Raw genomic sequence first — 25,695 nt, forward strand, 5'->3', positions numbered from 1 at the left:
CGGTCACTCCTTGACCTGGGCTTCCTTGTAACGGAACACCGCGACGTCATTGTTCGTGGACACGATGTTGCCGACCTTCTTCGGGTTGTAGGCCCAGAAGGCGGTGTAGTCGAAGTAGCCGCAGTCGAGGGCCTCGTCATAGACGATCTTCGTGACCTTGCGCCAGGCCACGTCCCTGGCCTCGGGCGTCTCGGCGTTCAGTCCCTCCTCGACGGCCGCGGTGATCTCGGGGTACTTCACCTTGAACGGGTTGCCCGAGGCGTCGGGGGCGAACTTCTTGTTGTAGTAGTCGTCCACGCCGGCGCGCGAGCCGTCCGACAGGATCGCGAGCGGGTACTTGCCGCTCTCGTAGGTGCTCAGGAACTGGGGAAAGGTCGGAACCTCAAGCTTGACGTCGATGCCGATCTGGGCCAGCTGGCTGCGGAAGAGCTCGGCGATCGGACGCTGGGTGTCCCAGCTGATCAGGGTGAACGACACCTTGGGGTTGCCCAGCTCCTGCATGAGCTGCTTGGCCTTGATCAGGTCGAACGGATATCCGGGAACGTCGGGGTTGAAGCCCGGCTGTCCCTCGCTGAACCGCTGCAGATGCACGTTGCCCTTGCCTCCGAGGACCGCGTCTATGTAGTCCTTGGGGTTCAGCGCATAGCACATGGCCTGACGAAGCTTCTTCTCCTTGAACGTGTTGACCGTGTCGAACATCTCGGGGTGCCAGAGGACCGAGGGGAACCACTCCGACTTGAGCCCCTCCGTCTCGGCCTTGGCGGCCAGGGTCGGAGTGGTCCAGACGACGTCCATCTGGCCGGTGCGCAGCGCGTTATACAGGCTGTCGGCGTCGTTGATATAGGTGACCTGAACCTTGGCGGCGCCCACGCTCTTTGGGTCGTAGTACTTGTCGAAGTAGGTGAGGACGGCCTTCTGCCCCCTGACCGACCCCTTCGGATCGAACTTCCACGGGCCGGTCCCGCTCGGGTTCGTCTTCCAGCTGCCGTCGTCCAGCGCTTTGGGCGACACCATGTACGTGCCCAGGCGGGCCAGGTTCGTCAGGAGGCTGGGCGCCGGCCGCTTGAGCTTGATGACCACCTCCGTGGGGCTGGTCGCGGTCACGCTGGTGATCTCTTCGAGATCCCCTCGGTACGCGCTGGGTGTGCTCCTGACCCGCTCCAGGTTCTTGACCACGGCGTCCGCGTCGAATGGCGTACCGTCGTGGAAGAAGACTCCCTCGCGGAGCGTGAACGTCACCTCGCGACCGCTCTCCTTCCAGCCCGTCGCGAGCTGGGGCGCGATGGTGAAGCCGTCCTTGGCGAGGGACAGGAGGCCCTCATAGACGAGCGCGGTGTACGTCGCGTTCTGCTTGGTGATGGTCTCCCAGTCGTCCAGCCGCTGGTTGGTGCCGAACCGGAGGGTTCCGCTTGGGCCCTCCCCCGACACGGCCGCGGGCGGCGAGGCCGGGTCCGCACCACCACACCCCGCCAGGACGGTGGCGGCCATCACTCCGCACAGACCGATCAACACCCTGCGGCCGGCCGTACCGGTATCGCGTAGTGAACCTCTGTACAACACCGCAAGCACCTCCGCAGAGCCGTGGGGGCTCTGTGTGATCTCGTAAACAGCTTGTGCGTTATAGTGAACGCATGTGCAGTATCGATGTCAATAGTTGAACATTGACCGTTTTGGTCGCAGACTGGAGGGGGTTTCGGCCGTGCACAGACATGTGCCCGCGATCAGGATCTTGTACGGTTCGATGGTGTCCCTATGATTGGATCGTTCATGCCTGAGGAGGCTTGATGCACTCTCCCAAGGCCAGGGGGAGTTCCGGGCTCGGTAAGCGGCTACGGAACATTCGCATGCAACGCGGACTTTCCCTGCGCGAGCTCGCCAAGCGCGCCGGCTGTTCCGCCAGCCTGATCTCGCAGGTCGAGCGAGACCAGACCGTTCCATCCGCCGGCGTGGTGTACGCACTGGCCAACGAACTGGACATCCCGCTGGGCTACCTGTTCGGCGCGGGTGAGGGTGATTCCCCTGGGCATTCCGAGTTCCCTCAGCTGCTCTCAGCCGTACAGACAGCCGAGCAGAACCATGACCGGGCACCCCTCAATGGCCACACAGCCGCGACGACGATGTCTGTTGGCCCCGAACTCCCGCCGGCGGTCACGAGCATCCTGCAGCTCGGCGGATCTCGACACACGATCGACCTTGCCAGCGGTGTCCGCTGGGAGCGCCTCACCCCGCAGAAAGACGCACAGGTCGACTTCCTCGAAGTCGTGTACCAGCCGTTCGGGCGCTCCACCGACTCTCGATATCCGATCCGCCACGATGGACGTGAGTACCAACTCGTACTGGAGGGGGTTCTGCACGCGGACATCGGCTTCGAGACCTACGTACTCGAAGCCGGGGACTCCCTGGCGTTCAACCCCGCGACCCCACATCAGTACAGGAACATGACCGACGGCATCGTCCGCTGCGTCTCCGTCGTCGTGCACTACGAAACCTGACCCCACCCGCCTCGGCGAGCCGCAAGAGCTCGGTTGCGTACTTCGGACCCGGAGCCGTCTCGTGCGAGGCGTGGCCGGGGCGCCGCGAGGCCGGAAGTCCCGACCTGGGCCGATCATGCACGTTCGCCGACCCGGACGCGGTCGCGCACGTGCGGGATACGGATGTTCCCAGGCCGCCGTGAGCGCTCGGAGTCCCTCGGGACAACGAGCGCTCACCGTCGGGTACCTACCGGTCGGCGCCCGTCACTGCCGGGGCCGGACGCATGCTGGTGATGGCGTCGGCGTCGCGAACGCGCAGAGCGACGAGGAAGCCGAGCAGTGCGAGCGCGGTGGTGACGAGGAAGATGTCGTGGTAGGCGGCGAAGAGCGCTCCCTGCCTGCTGGTGAGATCGGCGGCGCGGTCGCCGAGGTCGCCGAGTCTGGAGTCGGTTCTCGTGGTGAGCAGGGTGGCGGCCACGGCCACGCCGGCGGCGCTGGCGACCTGGCGGGTGGTGGAGAACACCGATGAGGCTCGTGTGATCGCCGCCGGTGTGATCGTGGCGAAGGAGGCGGCCTGCAGCGGGATGACGGTGAGTGCCATGCCCGCGCCCATCACGAAGAGTGACAGCCGGACAACCCATAGGGTCGTGCCGGGATCCACCGTGATCAGTATCGCCTGTGCCGCGGCGATGACGGCGAATCCGGTCGCCAGCAGGCGGCGTGGTCCGAGTTTCGGGTACAGGCGGCCTGCCAGCGGAAGGAGCGCCACCATTCCCAGTGCCTGGAACATCGTGACCAGGCCGGAGCCTGTCGCGTCGACACCCATCTGGTACTGCAAAAGCAGCGGCACCAGGAACAACGCGCCCATCAGCGCTCCCGACGCCGGAAGCATCAGCAGGTTGCCGGTCCGGAACAGCCGGTCCTTCAACAGGCGCAGGTCGATCATCGGCTCGGCACGGGCCAACTCGATCACGCAGAACGCCGCCGCCAGTGCGAGGCCGGCGCCCAGTGGCACCAGCACTGCGGGGGTACCCCATCCCTCTCGGGCGCCACGGTCGAGGCCGAGGAGCAGCAGCGCGAGCGCGGCGCCGCCGGACAGGAACCCGGCGGCATCGAAGCGACCAGGATGGTCCGCACGTTCTTCGCGAAGTGCCACCGCCGCGAAGAGGATACCGAGCACGCCGATCGGCACCTTGAGGAAGAAGATCCACCGCCAGCTGATGTTGTCGACCATCCACCCGCCGAGCACCGGGCCGAAGGCCGGGGCGATGGTGGTCGGTATGGACAGCACCGCCGACGCCTTGGCCCGCTCGGCCGGGGGAAAGGCACGGAACAGCATCGCGGTGCCGACCGGGGTGAGCAGTCCGCCGCCGACGCCTTGGACGACTCTGGCCACGATCAGCTCGCCAAGGGAGCCGGCGAAACCGCCCCAGGCCGAGGCCGCGGTGAAGACCGCCAGCGCGAACAGGAAGGTGCGTTTGGTGCCGAACCGGTCGGCCACCCACCCCGAGGCGGGGATGAACACCGCCATACTCACCAGGTAACCGGTGACCAGCCATTGCAGAGTCTCGGTCCCGGCGCCGAAATGCCGGCCCAGCGCGGGCAACGCCGTGTTCAGCACCGTCATGTCAAGGATCTCCATGAACAGCCCGAACACGAACGCGGTGGCGACCAGCCACTTGTACGGCACCCGTCTCAACACGGTACGACTCCTGCCCGTCCGCCGATCGGGCTCCTGACGTCGGCCGATCGGACCGGATCTTCAAAGTGGACGTCGATCGGCATCGCGTGGTTTCGGGGGAAGTCAGTCATGAAGTCCTCGTTCAGGGATGTACGTGATCAGAAGCCGATGGGCTCGCGGACAAGGACTACGGTGATGCGGCCGGGGAACATCTCGTTGTTGACGATGAGGATCTTGGAGAGCGTGGCCGGTACGCCGTAGGCCTCGCGGGCGCGTACGTCCTCGCGGGGGTAGGCGTACGTTTCGATGCGGCGCAGTGCCGTATCGAGATCGGGCACGATCTTCTGGGAGCCGACGACCCAGATGACCCGGCCCGCGCCGAAGCTGTAGGGGCCGAGCTGGCTTCCGCTACCCGAGGCGGTCAGCAGCCGCCCGTCCTCGGTCAGTGCGTGGACGCTGCCGACGACAACGTCGGGGGCGGCGCCGATGGCGCGCATCTGGTGGAGTCGCTCTTCTTCCCGGAGTCGCATGAGTTTGGGGCGTACGGCATCGAACCGGCCGGATGTGTTGATGTCGTCGTCCAGGCCCGATGTGCGGAGCGTTTCACTGGAGACGGTGAGGATGCTCTCGTCGTCGGGCAGCATCCGGTTGACGGCGGCACGGGCCTCCGCCGGGGTGTCGACGATCTCGACGGCATAACCCTTCTCGCGAAGAGCGGCCGCTGCTCGCTGGAGCCGCTCCTCCGTCGCGGGCCGCTGGAACCGGGTGTCGATCGCGAGGCCGGTCTCGGTCGTGGTCGGAGTGGTCATCACAGTCCTTCGTGTTGGTTTGTGTTAGGCGGCGTGACGGGCCGGGGCTTGACACACCGATCGCGAAAGCATCGGCGTCACCCGGTGGCGCTTCAGAGGCTGGCCAGCCTGAGGGCGATCGTGACCACGCTGAGCACCAGCAGAACCAGCGATGCCGATGTGTTCTTCGCGGTGTCGCGGGCCTTGACGTGGTACAGGACGGCGCCGGCCATGAGGAGCGCCAGGCCGGCCGCGGCCGCGATGCCGAGGCCTTCGATCCACAGACCGATGACCAGCCCAACGGCTCCAAGGATCTCCAGCCCACCGATGACACGCATCAGCCCGGCGGACACACCCAGCTGGGCGAGCTGAGCCGCCATGTCCTTCTTGCCGGAGAGTTTCGGGAAACCGGCTCCGGCGAAGGCGAGCGCCAGCAGGACGGACAAGACGGCTATGGCTATGAACATGATCGTGGTCTCCTCGCGGCTGACGATATACTTCAGCGAATGAACTATGTTTTAGCAGAAATAATTTCGGGCCGCAGACGAGGGGTCACCGTTGACGAGATGTGAGAGCCGACTGGCGGGCATGGGTGCGGCACACCGCGGGGCAGCCGAGGCAGGACGGCCAACGCCGCGCGCGTCCGCTGTTATCGGAAGGGAGACGCGGAGAGGGGGCAGCCGCGGCCGTAGCCGGAAGTCAGCGCCGGGTGTCGTGCCCGGTCGCTGATTGAGATACCCGCAACAGCGCCAGCAGGTTGGCCCGCTGCTCCGCGTCGAGCACCGAGATGATCGGCGCCGTGTCGAACAAACGACTCAGGAGACGGTCTCTGAGCTCCTGCCCTCGCGTCGTAAGGGTCAGCCGTTTTGCTCGGCGGTCGTCTGGGTCGGGCTCTCTGCGCAGGAAACCGCACTCTTCAAGGGCGTCCGCGAGCCCGGTAACGTGCGAGGGCTCGCATCGCAGCTGTCCGGCTATTTGCCCCATACGCTGGGGCTCTTGGAGTTGGAGCAGTGTGTGAGCCTGAGGCACGCTGAGGCCGACGGCGGCGGCGGTCTCCTCGAAGTGCGCGCGAAGGGCCACATCCGCGGCGAACAGCCGCTCCACGATCTCCTGCCCCTCGGGATCCGGCCACTCGATGCGCGTCTCCGACACGATCCCCCTGCCCCACAATGTTTCAGTTCTTGAACCATCCTACGGCCGGTGCCATCGCCCTGGGTTGGCGCACAGAGCCTGTACGGGGTCCGGTGCTTGACCTTTACTTCAAGGCGGCACATGCACTGACCATCCACCGGCGACGGCGAAGTCGACGCGTTCGACGCCCCGGTGGAACGCTCGTACGAGCGGCGTACGACCTTCGCGCGGGCACCCGGAACCGGCGGCGATCGACCGGGGCCCGGATCGAGTAGGAGGGTGAGGTCGCCTCACCCTCCTCTTCCTCGTAGAGCGTGTGCTGCCGAACCGCCGGGAGGACCCCGCCCCACAGCGGGTATCCAGCGACGAAGCTCTCGCCGGAGGCAACAGGATCGGCGCCCTGATGCGATGCCGCGGAGACCAGCTCCGCCACTTTGTCCAGGGTCCGTTCGACGTCGAGGAATACGGGTGCCGCCTGGACGGCCGCCACGGCGATCTTCCTTCGACCGCGTTCTTCGCCCACATCGGCTCCGACTCGGTGGCGGTGATCTCCTCACGACGCGAGAACTTCGCCATGATGATCGACAGCAGTGAGTACGCCGAGCTGTAGTCCGGCCTGTTCGACTCTCTCTGGGCGGCAAGCACCCCGCCCCCGGCGGGCAGGCCAACGCCGGTCGAGTTCCCACCGGCAAGGCCGGATTAGCGAGCGATGCGGGGTGACATGGATTCAATTCTCTGACTAAGGTCAGAGAATGGAATCCATGTTGATCGATCGGGTGCGACGGTTCAACCGGACCGTCACCCAGCGGATAGGTGCCCTTGACGACACGTTCCTCTCTCGCAGCCGCCCGCTCGGGCAGGCGCGCCTGCTATGGGAGATCGGTGCCGAGGGAAGTGAGGTGCGGTCGCTGCGCTCGCGACTCGGCCTGGACTCCGGCTATCTGAGTCGGCTGCTACGCGCCCTGCAAGCCGACGGGCTGGTCGCGGTCGACGCGAACGGCGCCGATGGACGGGTACGCACAGCACGGCTCACGCGGGCGGGGCTGGCCGAGCGAGCCGAACTGGACCGATGCTCGGACGATCTGGCCACGTCCATCCTCGAGCCGCTCACCGGCCACCAGCGCGAGCGGCTCGTCGCCGCCATGGCCGAGGTCGAGCGCCTGCTGGCCGCGTCCCAGGTTCACGTCGCCGTCGTCGACCCCTGCCACCCGGACGCCCGCCACTGCCTCCGCGCCTACTTCGCCGAGCTGGCGCACCGGTTCGACAGCGGCTTCGACCCGGACCTCAGCATCTCCGCCGACGATGAGGAACTCACCCCACCGGCGGGCCTGCTGCTGGTCGCCACACTGCACGGCGACCCGGTCGGCTGCGGCGCGCTCAAGCTCCACCAGGACGACACCTCCGCGGAAGTGAAGCGGATGTGGATCTCCCCCACCGTGCGCGGGCTGGGACTGGGCCGTCGGCTCCTCGCCGAACTCGAGGCTCAGGCCGCGGTCCACGGCGTGCGCACTCTCCGACTGGAGACCAACCGCGCCCTGTCCGAAGCGATCGGGCTCTACCGCACGGCCGGATTCCGCGAGGTGGACGCGTTCAACGACGAGACCTACGCCCACCACTGGTTCGAGAAGACCCTCGGCTCCGACACCGCGGGGACCGGCTGACAACTGTCCTGTTACCTTTTTGATCCTCCCCGATGAGAGTCGGGGAGCCAGGTCACCCGGCCCGGCATGACCGATTGCCCCTGTCGTACTGAAACGGGCCATGTTCCTCGCCGCGTTCGCGTCCCTGTCCAACCCCGAAAGCAGGGAGTACTACGACAAGAAGCGCGTCGAGGGCAAAAAGCACAACGCCGCCCTGATCTGCCTCGCCCGTCGCCGTTCAGACGTCACCCACGCCATGCTCCGCGACCGCAAGCCCTATCCACTGGCTTACTGCGGCATCAGCCCCACGTCAACAAACCGCCGACTAGGCGGGGGGCCGGGCGCCGACTGTGTGCAGGGAGATGGTGACGTAGCGCCGGGCGATCTGTTCGGGGGGGAGCGGGCCGTCCGGGTCATACCAGGTGGCGACGGCCTGGAACATGCCGAGCAGGGCCCTGGTCGTGTCCTCGGGCAGGGAGACGGCGAAGCTGTGATCGCGTTGACCGGCCCGGACCACCTCCAGCAGCAGGTTCTCCAGTTCCTTGCGCATGCCGGCGTAGTAGCGCCGGTTCTCCGGATCGAGGTAACGCAGTTCGGAGTCAAGGACGGTCAGCGACGACCGGTGGGCGACGGTGAGCACGATGCTCTCGACGACGTGGGCGAAACGTGCGCGCGGGGTGTCCTCGGCCGCCTGGTGGGCGGCCCTGGCCCGGGCGACGAGTTCGCTGATGCAGGTGTCCAGCAGGGCGACCAGCACGGCCTGTTTGCTCGGGTAGTGATAGTAGAGACCGGGCACCGTCACCCCGGCCTTGCTCGCCAGGTCGCGTACGGAGCTGCCGTGATATCCGCGCGCGGTGAAGACCTCAAGGGCGCCGAGAAGGATGCCCGGCAACTCCAACGGGGGAAAGTCGCGCCAGTGGCCGATGGGCGGCAGTGAGTCCTGCACGTGCGCCGACTCTTCCACGAGCTCCATCTGGTCCACTCTCTTCCTCGTCCGGGCAGGCGTCCCCGGCCCTGATCTGCTTCCCCGTCAATTGTGCCGCCTCTTCGGGGCGGGTCTTGTGCGAAGAACATTGTTCAGGCTACTTTAGCGACCGTTAAGTCAACGGGCCCGTGAGTGCCGCCGGGCTCGATCGCCGTACCCGGCGCCCACCCCTCATAGGGAGACCTCATGCCTCAAGCCGTCTTGGTCGACGTCGTACGGACGGCGTCCGGCCGTGGAAAGCCTGGCGGTGCGCTGTCAGGCGTGCACCCGACCGATCTGCTCGCCCACGTGATATCCGCCCTCGTCGAGCGCACGGGCATCGACCCGGGCGCCCTCGACGACGTCATCGCCGGATGTGTGACCCAGGCCGGCCAGCAGTCGGTCAACGTGGCCCGCAACGCGGCGCTGGCCGCCGGGCTGCCCCAAAGCGTGCCGGGCACGACCGTGGACCGGCAGTGCGGCTCGGGTCAGCAGGCCGTCGCCTTCGCCGCACAGGGCGTCCTCGCCGGCGCCTATGACATGGTCATCGCGGGCGGCGTGGAGTCCATGTCACGGGTCCCGATGTTCGCCGGCAAGATGGGCGAGGACCCCTACGGGGAGAGGCTGGCCGCCCGCTACGCCGATGGGCTGGTGGGGCAGGGCATCTCGGCCGAACTCGTCGCGGCGCGCTGGAAGCTGGACCGCCGGATGCTGGACGAGTATTCGGCGCGTTCCCATGAACTCGCCGCCCGGACCGCCGCATCGGGCGGCTTCGAGCGGGAGATCATCCCGCTGACGGTGACCGGCGAGGACGGCGTCGAGACCGTGCACGTCACCGATGAGACGGTACGGCCGACCACGACGGCGGACGGCCTGGCGGGCCTTCGGCCCTCGTTCCAGGACGAGGCGATGGGGTGCAGGTTCCCCGAGATCGACGACTGGCGGATCACCCCGGGCAACTCCTCCCCGCTGACCGACGGCGCCGCCGCCGCGCTGATCACCACCGACGTGATGGCCGAGCGCCTGGGCCTACGCCCGCGCGCCAGGTTCCACTCCTTCTCCGTCACCGGCGATGATCCGGTGGAGATGCTGACGGCGATCATTCCGGCCACACGTAAGGTGCTGCGGCGCGGCGGCCTGTCCATGGCCGACATCGACGCCTTCGAGGTGAACGAGGCGTTCGCGCCGGTGCCGCTGGCCTGGGCCCATGAACTGGGCGCAGACCTTGAACGACTGAACCCCCGGGGCGGCGCCATCGCGCTGGGGCACCCGCTGGGCGCCTCGGGCGTACGCCTGCTGTGCACGCTGGTCAACCACCTGGAGCAGACCGGCGGCCGGTATGGCCTGCAGACCATGTGCGAGGGCGGCGGTATGGCCAACGCCACCATCATCGAACGGCTCGGCTAGCCAGAGCACGACACCCACGGCGGCGCCACCCGGCGCGGTGGGGCGGATCGGAACGGGCCCGCGGCAAGGCGGGCCAAGAGGAGAACATCAGTGGGTTCGATTCAAGACAGGGTGGCTCTGGTCACCGGGGCAGGCCAAGGGATCGGGCGCGCGATCGCCCTGAAGCTGGCGGCCGAGGGCGCGCGGGTCGTGGTCAACGACATCGACGCCGAGGCGGCGCACGAGACGGTGGAGGCCGTCGCCAAGACCGGTGCGGCCGGGGTCGCGGTGGTGGGCAGCGTTACCGAGGAGGGCTTCGCCGGGCGTTTCGTCGACACGGCGATGCAGCGCTTCGGGGGCCTGGACATCATCGTCAACAACGCCGGATACACCTGGGACGCGGTCATCCAGCGGATGACCGACGAGCAGTGGGAGGCGATGCTGGCCGTACACGTGACCGCGCCGTTCAAGATCTTGCGCGCCGCCCAGCCGTTGATCAGCCGGATGCACAAGGCGGAGCGGGAGGCCGGGGTCCGCCGTACGCGCAAGGTCGTCAACATCTCCTCCATCTCGGGGCTGGACGGCAATCCGGGCCAGGCGAACTACTCCAGCGCCAAGGCCGCCGTGGTCGGTCTCACCAAGACGCTGTCCAAGGAGTGGGGTCGCTACGACGTGACCGTCAACGCGGTCGCCTTCGGCTACATCCAGACCCGTCTCACCCAGGCGCGCTCGGTGGCCGACGGCCACATCAGCGTGGAGGGGCACGACATCCGTGTCGGCATGACCGATGACCGTGTCTCGATGCTGGAGGAGGCCATCCCGATGGGACGTGCCGGCACTCCGGAGGAGGCCGCCGGCGCGGTCTACCTGTTCTGCTCGCCCGAATCCGACTACGTCAGCGGCGAGACGCTCGTCTGCGGAGGTGGCTACCACTTCTGAACCCGCGGTTCAGAAGCGCCCACGGAGGTTGTCGGGGCCTCCGTGGGCGTAGCCGTGGGCCGGCAATTCCCCGAAAAACAACGAAAACATAACGGCCACAAGGTGCTATTGCGGTCCAGCCGAAAAGCGCCACATGATGTGTACCGATCAGTCAGTACATTGGGACGTCCAAGGAGCCCAAGGTGACAAGCTCAACGATCTCCAAGTCCCCACTCGGCGTCGTCCGCCGACGGTTCGCCTCGATGGATCAGGGATACATCGTCGCGGGTGTACTCCTCGCCCTCGTGGTGTTGTTCTCCGTCACGCTGCCGGGCTTCTCCTCCACCGACAACCTGCTCAACGCCGCCAGAAGCGCCTCGACGCTCGGGCTGCTGGCCATCGGCATGACCGTGGTGGTCATCGCACGAGGCCTGGACCTGTCCGTCGTCATCATCATGGGCGTCAGCTGCGCCATGGCCGTGGAGCTGATGATCGCCGGTCACGGCGAACTCGTCTCGCTGGCCGCCGGCCTGCTCATCGCGCTCACCCTGGGGCTCATCAACGGTCTCCTGGTGGCCTATGTCGAGGTGCCTCCGCTGTTCGTCACCCTGGCGACCAGCCTGCTCTACCTCGGCTTCTTCCGCATCTTCTTCCTTCCCAAGGACCAACAGGCGATCCTCTCCAGCGCCACGGCCATGAACTGGCTCGGCAATGGAACGGTGCTTGGGATCCCCAGCCCGGTGCTGGTCTTGGCCGTGGCGGCCGCGGCCGCCACCTGGTTCATGTCCCGCAACTACGGCCGTTTCGTGCGATCGCAAGGCGACAACCCCGCCGCTGCCTCGCTGTTCGGCCTGCCCACCCGCCCGCTGCTGGTCTCCACCTACCTCGTGTCCGCGAGCGCCGCGTTCATCGCCGGCGTGGTGGGGGTTTCGGTGGCGGGAGCCTATGACCTGCGGGCGGCGGCCACCGGCACGACGCTCTACGACGTCATCGCCGTCGTGGTCATCGGCGGAGTGAGCCTCGCGGGTGCGCGAGGCAGCATCGGCGGCGTCGTGTGCGCCGCACTCCTGCTCGGGGTCATCGGCAACGCCATGACCCTGCTCAACATGAGCGTCATCGAACAGTCCCTGTCGAAGGCGTTCATCGTCCTTCTGGCGATCGTGCTCGACAGTCTCCTGCATCCGCGTGATGAAGAGACCGCACGAGTCGGAGATATGTAGCAAGGCCCCGCCAGGGCAACTCAGCTCATTGGAGAGGTAGGTAGCAATGAGCATCCGTAAGAAGGCACGCGCGGCGACCATCGCCGCGGGGATGGTCCTGACGCTCGCTCTGACAGGCTGCACCACCACTAGAGACGCCGCTTCCCCCGCCCCGGCGAACGGAACCCCGGCGAGCGGGACCGGCGGGCTGCCCGCCGTCGCCGCCCCCCAAGAAGTCATCGCCAAGTCGCTGGACGCGATGCGCGGCAAGAAGGTGCAGATGATCACCATCAGCGGCGACGGCGCCCCGCTGACCCGCGCCTGGCGTGAACGCGCCGCACTGGGCTTCAAGGAGGTCGGCGTCGACTTCACCGCCATCACCGCCAACTTCGACACCCAGGTCCTGGCCCAGCAGGTGCAGACGGCGATCGACCAAAAGCCCGCCGCCCTCATCTTGCACAACGCCGACCTCAGCGGCCTGGCCAAACTGATCCAGCAGGCCCAGGCGAGCGGCATCTACGTCATCGTGATGAACCTCGGCTCCAACGCCCAAAGCGACGCCTACATCGGCCCCAACTGGCTATCGATGGTGTCGGAGCTGGCCGAACGCGCCTCCTCGGACTGCAAGGCGATGAACAAAAAAGACGTCGCCATCATCAACGGCTTCGGATCCGACACCGGTTCGCTGCTGACGGTCGAGGCGGCCACCAAGACCTTCAAGGAACAAGGCATGAACCTGGTGGCCAGCCAGCCCGGCCAATACGACCCCACCAAGGCCAACGAGATCACCCGTACCTTGATGCAGCAGCACCCCAACCTGTGCGCGGTCCTCGGCAACTGGGACGGCATGATGACCGGCGCCGCCAACGCCGTGGCCCAGGCCGGCAAGATCGGCCAGGTCGGCGTCTACACCACCGACTCCAGCCAGGTCGCCTGCGACGGCATCGGCAAGGGCACCATGGCCGCCGCGGTCAACTACGGCGGCGGAACCACCATGGGCGACAACGCGGTGGCCCTGACCCAGTATCTGCTGCAGAGCGGACTGACCCCCGGCGGCGTCAAGACCGCCCTGTTCACCCCGACCCAGATCATCGACAAGACCAACTACCAGCGCGTCGGCTCCTGCTACGCCGCGACGGCGCAGTAGCCCCCACCGCCACCCGGCCCCCGGGTGGGCCCGCGGGTGGGCGCCCTTCCACCTGCGGGCCTTTGGGGGTATTCACGCTTCACGAATGGGGAACGACACGTGCCCAAGGATGCATTCGCTCTCACCGGTATGTCCTGGCGACACAGGTTCTCCTTCCAGCGATCCCTTGCCGAACTTCTCGGCAAACGCTGGATGGAGGCGGTGGTCCCTTGCCTGCTGCTGGTCGGTGTCCTGACGTACTTCAGCATCACCACCGAGGGCTTTTTCACCCCGGACAACGCCTCGACGCTGTCCCAGAACTTCGCCGAGCTCGGCCTGGTCGCGCTCGGCATGACGATCGTGCTCATCGGCGGCGGCATCGACTTGAGCGTCGGCTCGGTCTTCGCGGTCGTCAACGGCTTCGCGCTGATCGGCTACAAGCTGCTCGGCTGGCCGGTCGCCGTCGTCGCCGTCGCCGCCATCGCGCTGGGCGCGCTGCTCGGGTCGGTCAACGGCCTGCTGATCGCCTACGCCAAGACCCGGCCCTTCATCACCACGCTGGTGACCCTGCTCGCCTATCGCACGGTGGCCGAGTACATCGACGCGACCTACAGTCCCGAACTGACCACCACCACTCGGATCGACCCCGCCTGGGACATGCTGGGCGCCGGACAGATCGCCGGTCTGACCACCCAGTTCGTGTGGCTGATCGTCGTGGCCATGGTGGTGCACGTCCTGCTCAGCCGCAGCCGCTGGGGATGGCGGATCACGGCCATCGGCTCCTCCAGGACCTCGGCCCGCCGGGCCGGTATGAACCTTCCCGGCATCACCTTCAGCACCTACGCCGCCGCCGGCGCGCTGGCCGGCGCGGCCGGGCTGCTGACCGCGAGCAGGCTGGAGCAGAGCTCGGCCTCCACCGGCGTGGGCATGGAGTTCGCGGTCCTTACGGCCGTCGTGCTCGGCGGCGTCAGCCTGGCCGGAGGCCGCGGTACGGCCATGCGCGCCCTCATCGGCGCGCTCGCCGTGGTCGCGATCTCTCAAGGACTGACGCTGCAGGCCCAGCCGCGCTACGTGTATTCGATGGTGCTGGCCGTGATCCTGCTGCTGTTCGCCGCCTTCGACCTCAAATGGGGCAAGAACCGCGGCAAGGCCATCCAGAAGATCTACATGGCGCCCGGCCGCTTCCGGCTCAAAGCCTCGCCCGACATCTATGAGAAGGGCAGCGTGTGGGCACTGAACGACCGGCTCACCGGGGCCGAGGCCATCGGGACCGGGGAACTCGACGGCCCTGAGGACGTGGTGGTCGACGACCAGGGGCGCATGTACTGCGGTGACCGGCGCGGCTGGCTGTGGCGCATCGACGACCCGGCCGCCAAGCCCGAACTGGTGGCCCGCATCGGCGGGCACCCGCTCGGTGTGGTCATGGACGCCGGCGGCGATGTGGCCATCTGCGTGGCAGGCATGGGTCTGTACGGCATCAGCCCGCAAGGCGAGGTCAAGCCGCTGGCCACCGACGTCAAACGCACCTGGTACCGCATCAACGACGACTCGGCGATCCGACTGGCCGACGACCTGGACATGGCACCCGACGGCAAGATCTACTTCAGTGACGCCAGCACCAGGTTCGACGGTGATGAGTACTTCCTGGACCTGATCGAGTCGCGGCCCAACGGCCGGTTGCTGTGCTACGACCCCAAGACCCGCCAGACCAGCGTCGCGCTGCGCAACTACGCCTTCCCCAACGGCATCTGCGTCTCCCACGACGGCATGTCGGTGCTCATCAACTCCTCCAACCTCTACCGGATCGACCGCTTCTACATCGCCGGGCCCAAGGCGGGCCGGCTGGAGCCGTTCATCGAGAACCTGCCGGGCATCCCCGACAACATCAACCGCGCCTCCGACGGAGGCTACTGGGTGGCCTTCGCCGGCATGCGCACACCGGTGTGGGACCTGGCCATCTCCATGCCCAAGTTCCGCAGGCGCATGGTCAAGGAACTGCCCTTCGACGAATGGCTCGTCCCCAACCTGAACACGTCATGCGTCATCAAGATCACCGAGGAGGGAGAGGTGGTCGAGTCCATGTGGGACGGACAACAGAAGGATCACGCCGTGATCACCTCCATGCGCGAACACGAGGGTTACCTCTACCTCGGCGGGCTCACCAACGACCGCCTGGGCCGGGTACGGCTGACCGCACAAGAGCGAAACGGCGCCCGGCGTCACGCGCGGGCGGTGAGCACCCCGTGAATCTGACTGCCGAGCTGCGCCGCAGCCTCAACATCGTCACCGAGTTCCTCATGCCCTCACGGGCGGAGAACCGCGCCATCCCCTCCCTGGACGGAGGCCTGGCCGCCAACGACGCCATCGACTCCCTGCGCGCCCACTGGTCGAGCACCGAGGAGGAACCCGACGACATGGCGCCCGCCGGTGAGCACTCGGTGCTGTTCACCGTGGGCCGCGCCGTACACGGCCTGGACCTGCGATCCGGGCAGACCAGCCAGGTCGCCTCGCTGCCCGGCCCGGCCTCGGCGATCTGCGCCGACGGCAGCGGCGGCCACTTTGTGGCCGTGGAAGGCGAAGGCCTTCACCGGCTGACGGCCCGCGACGGCCGGGTCACGCGCGTCAGCGAACACCCCCTGTCCTGCGCGACGAGCCTCACCTGCGTGGACGGCTCGGTCTATGTCACCCAGGGCAGTACGGGGTTCTCCGCGCAGCAGTGGGCGCACGACCTGATGAGCAAGGGCGCCTCGGGCAGCCTGCTGCGCATCGACCTCTCCTCCGGGCGGGCCAAGACCCTGGCCTCGGGCCTGGCCTGGCCGGCCGGGGTCACCGCAGGGCCCACGGGCTCCACGCTGCTGGTGTCGGAGTCCTGGCGCCACCGCGTCTTGACGTTCGACCTCAACGGCGGCGCGGGCCGTACGCTGCTGCCGAACCTGCCCGGCTACCCCATGCGCCTGTCACCTGACGGCCGCGGCGGATATCTGCTCGCCTTCATGGCGCTGCGCACCCACCTGATCGACTTCGTGCTGCGGGAGGACTATTTCCGCGAGGAGATGGTGCGCACCGTCCCGCCGCAGTTCTGGATCTCACCCGCGCTGCGCTCGACGGGAGAGCGGTGGGAGCCGCTGCAGATCGGCTCCATGAAGCATCTCAACCAGACCAAACCCTGGGCGCCCTCACGCGCCTACGGCCTGCTGGCACAGATGGAGCCCGACGGCACCTTCACCCGAAGCTGGCACGCCCGGACGGGGTCGGCCCGCACCGGGATCACCTCCGCCCACGCCGTCGGCGGCCGGATCGTCATGGTCAGTAAAGGAGGGCGGATGGTGCTCGCCGAACAGGAGGAGCCACGATGACGCCACAACCCCTGCTGGAGATCAGCGCCGGATCCAAGAGCTACGCCGGTGTGCGGGCCATCCAGGACATCGACTTCACCCTCTACCCCGGCGAGGTGCACGCGCTGCTGGGGGAGAACGGCGCGGGCAAATCGACCTTGTGCAAGGTCATCGCGGGCGCCGTCCGGCTCGACGGCGGGCGGCTGGACATCGAGGGCCGCAAGCGGGAGTACACCCATCCCAGCCAGGCCCTGCGCGACGGTGTGGCGATGGTCTATCAGGAGACCAGCCTGGTCCCCACGATGACCGTGGCCCAGAACCTGCGGCTGGGCGATGAGGCCCTGCTGTCACGCTTTCGTTCGCTCAACATCGAAGGCCGCCAGCTGATGCGGTCGATGAACTTCCCCGTCCAGGTCACCTCGCTGGTGTCCTCACTGGGCAGCGCGCAAAAGCAGATGGTGGAGATCGCCCGCGCGATCCGCCGACGCGCCAAGATCGTGATCTTCGATGAGCCGACCGCGACCCTCACCCCCGAAGAGACCGAGCAACTGTTCGGCGCCATCGGCCAGCTCACCCGTTCCGGCGCCGGAGTCATCTTCGTCTCCCACGCCATCGAACAATCCCTGCAGATCGCCGACCGGGTCACCATCCTGCGAGACGGCCGCCACCAGCTCACCACCGCAGCGGCCGACATCGGCCGCGACGAGATCATCCGCCTCATGGTCGGCCGGTCGGTCGAATACGCCCGCCGCCCGCCCGAAGAAGGCACGGTACGCGGCCCCAAGGTGCTGAGCGTGGAGAACCTGACCATGGGCACCACGGTCAAGAACATGTCCTTCTCCGCCTACGCCGGCGAGATCGTCGGCATCGCGGGCCTGGTGGGCTCCGGCCGTACCGAAGCCTGCATGGTGGTGACCGGCGCGCTCAAACGCAACCGCGTCAACGGCGGCAGAGTCCTGCTCGACGGGCGGCCCGTACGCTACCGCGTCCCGCGCCAGGCCATCCAGGACGGCATCGTCTACATCACCGAAGACCGCAAGGTCAACGGCTTCTTCGAGACCATGTCCATCGCCGAGAACATCGCGATCGGTGAGGCCGCCTCGGCCAAGAGACTGGCCCTGCTACGAGGCACGCGCCGGGTCAAGGAGGTCGCGGCCAAGTTCATCAAACGGTTCCAGATCCGCGCCATCAACCCCAACGCGCGCGTGATCGAACTGTCGGGCGGCAACCAGCAGAAGGTCGTCTTGGCCAAGTCGCTCACCGGCGACCCGCGCGTGGTCATCTTCGACGAACCGACCCGGGGAGTGGACGTCGGCTCGATCGAGGAGATCCACCAGCTGATCCGCCAGATCGCCGACCAAGGCGTCGCGGTCGTGCTGATCTCGTCCTATCTGCCGGAGATCTTCTCCCTGTCCGACCGGATCCTGGTGGCGCGCGGTGGCCGGATCGTGGCCGAGTTCTCCCCGGACACCGCCACCGAGGAATCGGTCATGTTCGCGGCCGTGCACTGAGAAACGCGCGGAACAAGACCACGACGCGCCAACGGAAAGGACAACGATGAGCGGCTTCACGATGCGCGGCACACTCGACGTGGGCGCCGCCCGCTCACCCGACGGGGTGGCCCTGACGTTCGGAGAGCAGCAGATCACCTACCGTGAGCTCGGCACGCGCATCGACCAGGTCGCGGCCGGCCTGGCCGTGCTCGACTTCCAGCGGGGCGACACCGTCATGGTGGTGCTGCCCAACTGCGTCGAATACGTCGAACTGTTCTATGCGATCGCGACCCTGGGCGGGGTCATCGTCCCGGTCAACTACCTGCTCAGCGCCGAGGAGGTACGTCACATCCGTGACGACTCCGAGGCCGGCTGGATCGTCGTGGACGCCTCGATGACCGACCGCCTGGCCGGGATCGAGCAGGCGGAACTGTCACGCATGCGCGTCTTCACGCGGGGCGCGGCCCAGCCCGGATCCGGCCACCAGGACTATGAGGTGCTGCGCGGCGCGGGCACCCTGGAGCACCGGCCGCTGATCGCCCTCGATGAGGTGCTGCTGCTGCAATACACCTCAGGCACCACCGGCCTGGCCAAGGCCGCGGTGCACACCCACAACAGCCTGATGTGGAACATGGTCCAGCAGGTCGTCGACTTCTCCTTGACCGAAAGCGACTCCTACCTGTGCGTCCCCGCATTGTGCTGGGCGGCCGGGTTCCACGACTTCACCCTGCCGCTGCTGTGGACCGGGGGACGGGTGAGCCTCATGCCCAGCCGCTCCTTCGACCCCGCGGCCTTTTGCGACCTGCTGGTACGCCACCAGGTCACCATCGTGGTCCTCGTGCCCTCGGTGCTGCGCATGGTGCTGCGCTCAGGCCTGGTCTCGCCCGCCGCCTGCGGCACGATCCGGCTGCTCATGTCCGGCGGTGAACTGCTGCCGGTGGAACTCATCGAAGAGTTCGAAGCGGCGCTCCCGGGATGCCGGGTGTCGCAATGCTACGGTATGACCGAGGGGCCGATGATCATGACATTCCTCGATCAGGCCAACGCCGTCCGCAAACGCGGCTCAGCCGGGCGCGCGATGTCGATGACCACGATCCAGATCAGGCGCCCCGACGGCACCACCGCCGACGTGGGCGAGATCGGCGAGATCGTCGTACAGTCACCCGGATCGATGATCGGCTACCACCGTTCCGAGGTCCAGACCGCGCAGACCCTGCACGAGGGCTGGATGCACACCGGCGACAACGGCTCCCTGGACGCCGAGGGATATCTCTACGTGGCCGGCCGCGCCAAGGACATGATGATCTCCGGTGGCCTGAACGTCTATCCCGCCGAGATCGAACGGGTCCTGCTCACCCACCCGGCCGTGCGGGAGGTCGCCGTGGTCGGCGTCCCCGACGAGCGGTTCGGCGAGGTCGGGCGGGCCCACGTCGTGCTCACCCCCGGCCAGAACGCGACGGCGGCCGACCTGGAAGACCACGTACGGCAAAGCCTGGCGGGCTACAAGGTGCCCCGAGTGTGGGCGATCGGACCGGAACCGCTGCCGCGGACCACCTCGGGCAAGGTACAGAAGTCGACGCTGCGGAGCATCCCGGCGACGGAGGGGACATCACATGTGGAGCTTTGAGACCGACGCCGAGTTCCAGGCCGAACTCGACTGGATGAAGACCTTCGTCGACGAGAAGATCGTGCCGATCGAGTCCCACCGGCCCGACCGGCAGGAGTTCGCCGAACTCATCGTCCCGCTGCAAGAGACCGTCAAGCAACGCGGTCTGTGGGCCGCTCACCTTTCCCCCGAGCTCGGCGGGCGCGGCTTCGGCCAGCTCAAGCTCGGCCTCATGCACGAGATCATCGGCCGCTGCGTCGTGGCGCCCTACGTGTTCGGCAACCAGGCACCCGATTCGGGCAACAGCGAGATCCTCGCCCTGCACGCCACCGAGCAACAGCGTGAACAGTGGCTGGTCCCGCTGCTGGACGGGCGCATCCGCTCCAGCTACGCCATGACCGAACCCGGCGCCGGAGCCGACCCCACCCTGCTGGCCACCCGGGCGACCCAGGTGGAGGGCGGCTGGCGCCTGGACGGCGAGAAATGGTTCATCACCAACGCCTCGGCCGCCGACTTCATGATCGTCATGGCGGTCACCGACCCCGACGCCCGGCCCCACGAACGCGCCAGCCAGTTCATCGTTCCCACCACCACCCCAGGCCTGAAGATCGTCCGGGAGATCGGCACCCTGGAGGACTCACGCCCCGAATGGGGACGCCTGGAAAACCACAGCGAGGTGATCCTGCAGGACGTCCGTGTGGGCGCCGACGCCATGCTGGGCCCCCGCGGCCAGGGATTCCGCATCGCCCAGGAACGTCTGGGGCCGGGCCGCATCCACCACTGCATGCGTTGGATCGGTCAGGCCGGCCGGGCGCTGGAACTGCTGTGCGCACGCGCGCTCACCCGCTACAGCCACGGCTCCCTGCTGTCCGACAAGCAGACCGTGCAGAACTGGATCGCCGAATCCTGGGCCGACCTGCACGCGGCCCGCCTGATGACCCTGCACGCCGCCTGGAAGATCGACAACTACGGTGTCAAGGAGGCCCGCACCGAGATCAGCGCGATCAAGTTCCGCGGCGCCCAGATGCTGCACGACGTCATCGATCGCGCGATGCAGGTGCACGGCGCGCTGGGCCTGACCACCGACCTGCCCCTGCAGGACATGTACCGCCGCGCCAGGTCGGCCAGGATCTACGACGGCCCCGACGAGGTCCACCGCCAGTCGGTGGCCCGCGCCGTGCTGAAGTCCCATACCGCCACCCACCCCGTCCCGTCCGCGACCGTGCCCGAGACCGCGACGAGGGCCCACTGACCGATGACCACCCAGCATCCCGACGAGACGGAGGACGCATCCTTGTCCGGCCAGCCACCCCAACCCATGGACACCCGCGACCGCATCCTGCAAGCGGCGACCCGGATCTTCGCCCAAAAGGGCTACCACGGGACGGGCATGTCCGAACTCGGCGAGGCAGCGGGCATTCAACGCGGCGCCCTCTACTACCACATCGGATCCAAGGAAGATCTGCTGTTCGACCTGTGCAAACGCCACGTCGATGAGGCCCTCGCCCGAGGCCGGGCCGCGGTGGACAGCGCCGACGAGCCGCAGGAACAACTGCGGCGGCTCGTCCACGCCCACCTCAACACCCTGGCCGAACGCCGCGACGACGTCATCGTCGCCGAACACGAGATGCGTTCGCTGACCGGGGAGCGCGCCGTACGGCTGCGCGCCCTGCGCCGCGAATACCAGAACCTGTTCGAGGAGGTCTTCGCACGAGGCACCGACGCCGGTACCTTTCACGCCGCAAGCCCCATCGACGTCATGGGCGTACTCGGCATGCTCAACTACACCTACGTCTGGCTGGACCCCAAAGGCCCGACCTCGGTCGATGAGATAGCCGAACGACTGCTGACACTGATCCTCAACGGCATGGCGGGCCGGTAGTGGGCCCCGCACGCCGGCGTGCTCTGGTGACGGGCGGAGCACGGGGGATCGGCCAGGCGATCGTGGCCGAACTGGCCTCCCGTGGCGTGGACGTCATGTTCACCTACCGGCAGGCCGGCGCCCAGGCCCAGGCCGTGGCCGACGTCCACGACGGCGACACCGCCACAGTGGTGGCCGAGCCGTACGACCTGCTCGGCGGAGACGCCCAGGCACTGGCCGCCCGCTGCCAACAGCGGTTGGGCGGGCTGGACATCGTGATCCTCAACGCCGGCATGTGGCAGGGCGGACGCATCGAGACGCTGCCGCCAGAGGAATGGTGGCGGGTCGTGGAGACCAACCTGCGCGGCAACTATCTGCTGGCCCGTGCCGTACTGCCCCTGCTGCGGCAGTCGGCGGCCGGATCGCTGGTGTTCGTGTCCTCGGCCGTGGGGATCATCGGCTTCCCCGGCGACAGCGCCTACGCCAGCGCCAAGGCCTCCATGACCGGCCTGGCCCGCGCACTGGCCAAAGAGAACGCCGGAGGAACCCGGGTCAACGTCCTGGCACCCGGATTCGTCCAGACCGACATGACGGCCGACATCAGCGAACAGGCACGGAACCGGATTCTGGACCGTACCGTGCTCGGCCGCTTCGGCACGGTCGAGGAGATCGCCCGCGCCGCGGTCTTTCTCGCGGAAGACGCGACGTTTTGCACCGGAACGGTGCTGAGTGCAGATGGTGGGTGGACATTGTGAACGCAGGACCGCTGAGCGGAGTGCGGGTCATCGAGATCGCCGGAATCGGTCCAGGACCGTTCTGCGGGATGATGCTCGCCGACATGGGCGCCGAGGTGCTGCGCGTGGACCGGCCCGGCTATCACAGCCCGGCCAACCTGCTGCCGCCCCAGGCCGACCTGATGAACCGGGGACGCCGGTCGGTGGCGATCGACCTCAAATCCCCGCGCGGTGCCCAGACCGTGCTTCGGCTCGTCGAATCGGCCGACATCATCTTCGAAGGCTTTCGCCCCGGCGTCGTGGAACGTCTCGGCATCGGGCCCAAGGACTGCGCCGCGCGTAACCCCCGCCTCGTCTACGGACGGATGACCGGCTGGGGACAGCACGGCTCGCACGCGCCCATGGCCGGCCACGACATCAACTACATCGGCCTGACCGGCCTGCTCGACTCCATCGGCACCCCCAAGACCCCCGTGCTTCCGCTCAACGTCGCCGGCGACTTCGGCGGCGGGGGAATGCTGCTGGCCTTCGGCCTGGTCTGCGCCCTGTACGAGGCCCGCGCCTCCGGCCAGGGCCAGGTGGTGGACGCCTCCATCCTGGACGGCGCCTCCATCCTGATGACCATGTTCCACGCCATGGCCGGCCAGGGTGTCTGGTCGCCGGCACGCGGCACCAACGTGCTCGACGGTGGCTCCCACTTCTACAACGTCTACGAATGCGCCGACGGCCGCCACGTCGCCGCGGGCGCGATCGAGCCGCAGTTCTACCACCGGCTGCTGACCGGCCTCGGACTCGACACCGATCCCGAGTTCGCCCACGGCCAGCACCGCCAGGACCTGTGGCCGCATCTGCGCGAGCGCATGGCCGAGGTGTTCCGCAGCAGGCCCCAGGCCGAGTGGCTGGCGGTGTTCGCCGGCACCGACGCCTGCCTGACCGAGGTCGTGCCCCTGGCCGAGGTGGCCGAGCACCCCTTGAGCCTCGAACGGGACTCCTTCGTGCGCGTGGGCTCGGCCACGCAGCCCGCGCCGGCGCCGCGCTTCAGCCGTACCGTCCCCCAGACGCCCACACCGCCCCCCTCGCCCGGCGAGCACACCGTCTCCGCGCTGACCGCCTGGGGACTGACCCAGGCCGAGATCGACGACCTCGCCGGGGACGGAACGATCCACCAGACCACACCCGGCGAAAGCGAGGCGCCCTCATGAACGAATCCCTCCCACGAGCCGAGCTCTACCGGCGCATGCTGCGCATCCGCCGCTTCGAAGAGCGCACCGCGCAGTTCTACCGCGACGGGCAGATCCCCGGCTTCGTCCACGTCTCAGTCGGGCAGGAAGCGGTCGCGGTCGGCGCCTGCGCACCCCTGAGCACCCACGACATCATCACCTCCACCCACCGAGGCCACGGACACGTCCTGGCCAAAGGCGCCGACATGGGCCAAATGTTCGCCGAACTGTTCGGCCGCGCCGACGGCAGCTGCCGCGGCCGCGGCGGATCGATGCACATCGCCGACCTGGCCGTGGGAGTCTTCGGCGCCAACGGCATCGTCGGCGCCGGCCTCCCCATCGCCGCGGGCGCGGCCACCGCCATGCAGTTGCGCGAGCGCCCCCAGGTCGCCGTGGCCTTCTTCGGCGATGGCGCGGTGGCCCAAGGCGCCTTCCACGAAGCGGTCAACCTGGCCTCGGTCAAAGACCTCCCGATCGTCTTCCTGTGCGAGAACAACCACTTCGCCGAGTTCTCCGACGCCAGCATCATCCGCGAGATCTCCCTCAAAGGGCGGGCACGCGGCTATGGCATCGCCTATGCCCACGTGGACGGCAACGACGTGGAGGCCGTGGCCGCCGTCATGGCCCGCCAGATCGCCCACGCCCGCTCAGGCGCCGGCCCCGTCCTGGTCGAGGCCGAGACCTACCGCGCGCGCGGCCACTACGAAGGCGACCAGCAAAGATACCGCGCACCTGAGGACCTGGCCGCCCGCGAGACCAACGACCCGCTGGCCATCCTGGCCGCACGGATCAACGCCGACGGCGACGGCCACCTGCTCACCAAGATCACCGAAGAGGTCGAACGCGAGGTGGAGCAGGCCATCGCCTTCGCCCGCTCCTCCCCGCCGCCGGCCCCAGAGACCCTGAGCGACCACGTCTACGCCGACCCCGGCCCCAGATCCCCGCTGCCCGTCCCCGCACAGGCGGCCGCACCGACCCCCACCATCAAGACCAGCCGCGCCATCCGCACCGCCCTGGAAGACGAACTGGCCACCGACCCCACGGTCTTCCTGGCCGGCATCGACGTGGCCGCCGGAGGAAACGTCTTCGGCCTCACCCGGGGACTGCACGAACGTTTCCCCGGCCGCCTCATCGACACCCCGATCTCCGAGACCGCTGTCATGGGCATGGGCGTGGGAGCGGCCATGTCCGGCATGCGGCCCATCGTCGAACTCATGTACCTCGACTTCGTCGGGGTCTGCCTGGACCAGATCATGAACCAGGCAGCCAAGATGCGCTTCATGACCGGAGGCGCCGTCCAGGTGCCCCTCACCATCCGCACCCAGTTCGGCGCCGGACGCTCCTCGGGCAGCCAGCACTCACAGAGCCTGGAAGGCCTGCTCGCGGCCATCCCCGGCCTCAAAGTCGTCATGCCCTCCACCGCCGCCGACGCCTACGGCCTGCTCCGCGCCGCCGTACGCGACCCCAACCCCGTCGTCTTCATCGAAAACCGGCTCCTGTACGAAACCTCCGGACCCGCACCCGACCGCCGCCAACACCTCGAACTGGGCCGGGCGCACATCACCCGCCAAGGCGCCGACGTGACCATCGTCAGCTACTCGCGGATGGCCCAGGTCTGCCTGGCGGCGGCCGAAGAACTGGCCGGGCGCGGCATCGAATGCGAGGTCGTCGACCTGCGCACGATCACCCCCCTGGACTACCAGACGATCATCGACTCGCTGGCCAAGACCTCCCGCCTGCTCATCGCCCACGAGGCCATCACCGACTTCGGCGTCGGCGCCGAGATCAGCGCCCACATCGGCGAGCACGCCTTCGAACTGCTCGACGCGCCCATCACCCGCGTGGGCGCCACCCGCATGCCCGCACCCTACGCGCCCGGCCTGGAACGCCTGTGGCTGCCTGACCAGGCCGCAGTCATCCGCGCCGTCGAACGACTCCTCGCCTACTGAAAAACCACTCCCTGACAACCACTTCGCTGCCCTCGCGCAGCGCGGGCACCCGCGATCGATTCGTGCCGGCGGATCCGGGCGCCCTCATGACCGCACCGAACATGACGATCGACGACGAGGACGAAGAACCGCCGCAGCCCGGCGCCTTCGCCGCTCCATCGCCCGGCGGTGGCCCGCGCACACCTCGGCCACC

The 25,695-nt window shown here is 67.9% G+C and carries 23 protein-coding genes and 1 pseudogene; 17 read left to right on the forward strand and 7 right to left on the reverse strand.

Going from position 1 to position 25,695, the window contains the following annotated elements; genetic code table 11:
* Positions 1 to 3: 3 nt before the first annotated feature.
* A complete protein-coding gene (locus OG884_RS36510; RefSeq protein WP_326640543.1) occupies positions 4 to 1,560 on the reverse strand; it encodes an ABC transporter substrate-binding protein in 1,557 nt (518 codons plus the stop codon).
* 224 nt (positions 1,561 to 1,784) lie between these two features.
* On the opposite strand from OG884_RS36510, the gene OG884_RS36515 reads away from it, so the two are divergent.
* Positions 1,785 to 2,492: a helix-turn-helix domain-containing protein gene (locus OG884_RS36515; protein WP_326640544.1), complete on the forward strand. Its 708-nt coding sequence runs from the start codon at positions 1,785 to 1,787 to the stop codon at positions 2,490 to 2,492.
* Between the two features lie 226 nt (positions 2,493 to 2,718).
* On the opposite strand, the gene OG884_RS36520 is transcribed toward OG884_RS36515, so the two are convergent.
* The 5 genes from OG884_RS36520 to OG884_RS37790 form a co-directional block, all read right to left on the reverse strand.
* A complete protein-coding gene (locus OG884_RS36520) occupies positions 2,719 to 4,173 on the reverse strand; it encodes an MDR family MFS transporter (RefSeq protein WP_326640547.1) in 1,455 nt (484 codons plus the stop codon).
* Between the two features lie 137 nt (positions 4,174 to 4,310).
* Positions 4,311 to 4,961: an LUD domain-containing protein gene (locus tag OG884_RS36525; protein WP_326640549.1), complete on the reverse strand. Its 651-nt coding sequence runs from the start codon at positions 4,959 to 4,961 to the stop codon at positions 4,311 to 4,313.
* A 92-nt stretch (positions 4,962 to 5,053) separates the two neighbouring features.
* A complete protein-coding gene (locus OG884_RS36530) occupies positions 5,054 to 5,407 on the reverse strand; it encodes a DoxX family protein (protein WP_326640551.1) in 354 nt (117 codons plus the stop codon).
* Between the two features lie 232 nt (positions 5,408 to 5,639).
* Complete coding sequence (locus OG884_RS36535) at positions 5,640 to 6,092, reverse strand: MarR family winged helix-turn-helix transcriptional regulator (RefSeq protein WP_326640553.1); 453 nt, start codon at positions 6,090 to 6,092, stop codon at positions 5,640 to 5,642.
* A gap of 103 nt (positions 6,093 to 6,195) precedes the next feature.
* A complete protein-coding gene (locus tag OG884_RS37790; RefSeq protein ID WP_442811603.1) occupies positions 6,196 to 6,504 on the reverse strand; it encodes a hypothetical protein in 309 nt (102 codons plus the stop codon).
* Here OG884_RS37790 and OG884_RS36540 point away from each other — a divergent pair.
* The 3 genes and pseudogenes from OG884_RS36540 to OG884_RS36550 form a co-directional block, all read left to right on the forward strand.
* Positions 6,388 to 6,681, forward strand: a complete 294-nt coding sequence (locus OG884_RS36540; RefSeq protein ID WP_326640555.1) for a hypothetical protein — start codon at positions 6,388 to 6,390, stop codon at positions 6,679 to 6,681. The genes OG884_RS37790 and OG884_RS36540 overlap by 117 nt on opposite strands.
* 142 nt (positions 6,682 to 6,823) lie before the next feature.
* Positions 6,824 to 7,732 carry a bifunctional helix-turn-helix transcriptional regulator/GNAT family N-acetyltransferase gene (locus tag OG884_RS36545; RefSeq protein WP_326640557.1) on the forward strand — a complete coding sequence of 303 codons (909 nt, stop codon included), beginning with the start codon at positions 6,824 to 6,826 and terminating at the stop codon, positions 7,730 to 7,732.
* Positions 7,733 to 7,820: 88 nt separating this feature from the next.
* Positions 7,821 to 7,991, forward strand: a pseudogene (locus tag OG884_RS36550) (IS110 family transposase); the annotation flags it as partial.
* Between the two features lie 45 nt (positions 7,992 to 8,036).
* Here OG884_RS36550 and OG884_RS36555 read toward each other — a convergent pair.
* Positions 8,037 to 8,684, reverse strand: a complete 648-nt coding sequence (locus OG884_RS36555) for a TetR/AcrR family transcriptional regulator (protein WP_326640559.1) — start codon at positions 8,682 to 8,684, stop codon at positions 8,037 to 8,039.
* A 198-nt stretch (positions 8,685 to 8,882) separates the two neighbouring features.
* Between OG884_RS36555 and OG884_RS36560 the strand changes: the two genes are divergently transcribed.
* The 13 genes from OG884_RS36560 (at position 8,883) to OG884_RS36620 (ending at position 25,502) form a co-directional block, all read left to right on the forward strand.
* Positions 8,883 to 10,082, forward strand: a complete 1,200-nt coding sequence (locus OG884_RS36560) for a thiolase family protein (RefSeq protein ID WP_326640561.1) — start codon at positions 8,883 to 8,885, stop codon at positions 10,080 to 10,082.
* Between the two features lie 90 nt (positions 10,083 to 10,172).
* The gene (locus OG884_RS36565; RefSeq protein ID WP_326640563.1) at positions 10,173 to 11,000 is read left to right on the forward strand and encodes an SDR family NAD(P)-dependent oxidoreductase; all 828 of its coding nucleotides are present in this window, start codon (positions 10,173 to 10,175) and stop codon (positions 10,998 to 11,000) included.
* 182 nt (positions 11,001 to 11,182) lie between these two features.
* Complete coding sequence (locus OG884_RS36570) at positions 11,183 to 12,199, forward strand: ABC transporter permease (protein ID WP_326640565.1); 1,017 nt, start codon at positions 11,183 to 11,185, stop codon at positions 12,197 to 12,199.
* Between the two features lie 46 nt (positions 12,200 to 12,245).
* Positions 12,246 to 13,325 (forward strand): sugar ABC transporter substrate-binding protein, encoded by a 1,080-nt coding sequence (locus OG884_RS36575; RefSeq protein ID WP_326640567.1) that lies wholly within the window; start codon positions 12,246 to 12,248, stop codon positions 13,323 to 13,325.
* A 99-nt stretch (positions 13,326 to 13,424) separates the two neighbouring features.
* Complete coding sequence (locus tag OG884_RS36580; protein ID WP_326640569.1) at positions 13,425 to 15,551, forward strand: ABC transporter permease; 2,127 nt, start codon at positions 13,425 to 13,427, stop codon at positions 15,549 to 15,551.
* Positions 15,548 to 16,660 carry an SMP-30/gluconolactonase/LRE family protein gene (locus OG884_RS36585; protein ID WP_326640570.1) on the forward strand — a complete coding sequence of 371 codons (1,113 nt, stop codon included), beginning with the start codon at positions 15,548 to 15,550 and terminating at the stop codon, positions 16,658 to 16,660. Before OG884_RS36580 ends, OG884_RS36585 begins: the two co-directional genes overlap by 4 nt.
* On the forward strand, positions 16,657 to 18,150 hold the full coding sequence (locus OG884_RS36590) for a sugar ABC transporter ATP-binding protein (protein WP_326640572.1): 1,494 nt from the start codon (positions 16,657 to 16,659) through the stop codon (positions 18,148 to 18,150). The genes OG884_RS36585 and OG884_RS36590 overlap by 4 nt, the downstream gene beginning before the upstream one ends.
* A gap of 46 nt (positions 18,151 to 18,196) precedes the next feature.
* Entirely contained in the window at positions 18,197 to 19,759 is a 1,563-nt protein-coding gene (locus tag OG884_RS36595) for a class I adenylate-forming enzyme family protein (RefSeq protein ID WP_326640574.1), read from the forward strand.
* Complete coding sequence (locus OG884_RS36600) at positions 19,746 to 20,990, forward strand: acyl-CoA dehydrogenase family protein (RefSeq protein WP_326640576.1); 1,245 nt, start codon at positions 19,746 to 19,748, stop codon at positions 20,988 to 20,990. Before OG884_RS36595 ends, OG884_RS36600 begins: the two co-directional genes overlap by 14 nt.
* A 3-nt stretch (positions 20,991 to 20,993) precedes the next feature.
* Entirely contained in the window at positions 20,994 to 21,620 is a 627-nt protein-coding gene (locus tag OG884_RS36605; RefSeq protein WP_326640578.1) for a TetR/AcrR family transcriptional regulator, read from the forward strand.
* Positions 21,621 to 21,646: 26 nt separating this feature from the next.
* Positions 21,647 to 22,354 carry an SDR family NAD(P)-dependent oxidoreductase gene (locus OG884_RS36610; protein ID WP_326640580.1) on the forward strand — a complete coding sequence of 236 codons (708 nt, stop codon included), beginning with the start codon at positions 21,647 to 21,649 and terminating at the stop codon, positions 22,352 to 22,354.
* Positions 22,351 to 23,535: a CaiB/BaiF CoA transferase family protein gene (locus OG884_RS36615; RefSeq protein ID WP_326640582.1), complete on the forward strand. Its 1,185-nt coding sequence runs from the start codon at positions 22,351 to 22,353 to the stop codon at positions 23,533 to 23,535. The genes OG884_RS36610 and OG884_RS36615 overlap by 4 nt, the downstream gene beginning before the upstream one ends.
* Positions 23,532 to 25,502, forward strand: a complete 1,971-nt coding sequence (locus tag OG884_RS36620) for an alpha-ketoacid dehydrogenase subunit alpha/beta (protein WP_326640585.1) — start codon at positions 23,532 to 23,534, stop codon at positions 25,500 to 25,502. Before OG884_RS36615 ends, OG884_RS36620 begins: the two co-directional genes overlap by 4 nt.
* Positions 25,503 to 25,695 lie beyond the last annotated feature (193 nt).

It is taken from the genome of Streptosporangium sp. NBC_01755, from assembly GCF_035917995.1.
GTDB lineage: Bacteria > Actinomycetota > Actinomycetes > Streptosporangiales > Streptosporangiaceae > Streptosporangium.

Excerpts from the sequence above, each read along its gene's own strand:
- OG884_RS36620 (WP_326640585.1), top strand. The coding sequence starts at position 23,532 with ATGAACGAATCCCTCCCACGAGCCGAGCTCTACCGGCGCATGCTGCGC.
- OG884_RS36605 (WP_326640578.1), top strand. The coding sequence starts at position 20,994 with ATGACCACCCAGCATCCCGACGAGACGGAGGACGCATCCTTGTCCGGC.
- OG884_RS36515 (WP_326640544.1), top strand. The coding sequence starts at position 1,785 with ATGCACTCTCCCAAGGCCAGGGGGAGTTCCGGGCTCGGTAAGCGGCTA.
- OG884_RS36560 (WP_326640561.1), top strand. The coding sequence starts at position 8,883 with ATGCCTCAAGCCGTCTTGGTCGACGTCGTACGGACGGCGTCCGGCCGT.
- OG884_RS36590 (WP_326640572.1), top strand. The coding sequence starts at position 16,657 with ATGACGCCACAACCCCTGCTGGAGATCAGCGCCGGATCCAAGAGCTAC.
- OG884_RS36545 (WP_326640557.1), top strand. The coding sequence starts at position 6,824 with ATGGAATCCATGTTGATCGATCGGGTGCGACGGTTCAACCGGACCGTC.
- OG884_RS36600 (WP_326640576.1), top strand. The coding sequence starts at position 19,746 with ATGTGGAGCTTTGAGACCGACGCCGAGTTCCAGGCCGAACTCGACTGG.
- OG884_RS36530 (WP_326640551.1), bottom strand. The coding sequence starts at position 5,407 with ATGTTCATAGCCATAGCCGTCTTGTCCGTCCTGCTGGCGCTCGCCTTC.
- OG884_RS36525 (WP_326640549.1), bottom strand. The coding sequence starts at position 4,961 with ATGACCACTCCGACCACGACCGAGACCGGCCTCGCGATCGACACCCGG.
- OG884_RS36575 (WP_326640567.1), top strand. The coding sequence starts at position 12,246 with ATGAGCATCCGTAAGAAGGCACGCGCGGCGACCATCGCCGCGGGGATG.
- OG884_RS36595 (WP_326640574.1), top strand. The coding sequence starts at position 18,197 with ATGAGCGGCTTCACGATGCGCGGCACACTCGACGTGGGCGCCGCCCGC.
- OG884_RS36555 (WP_326640559.1), bottom strand. The coding sequence starts at position 8,684 with ATGGAGCTCGTGGAAGAGTCGGCGCACGTGCAGGACTCACTGCCGCCC.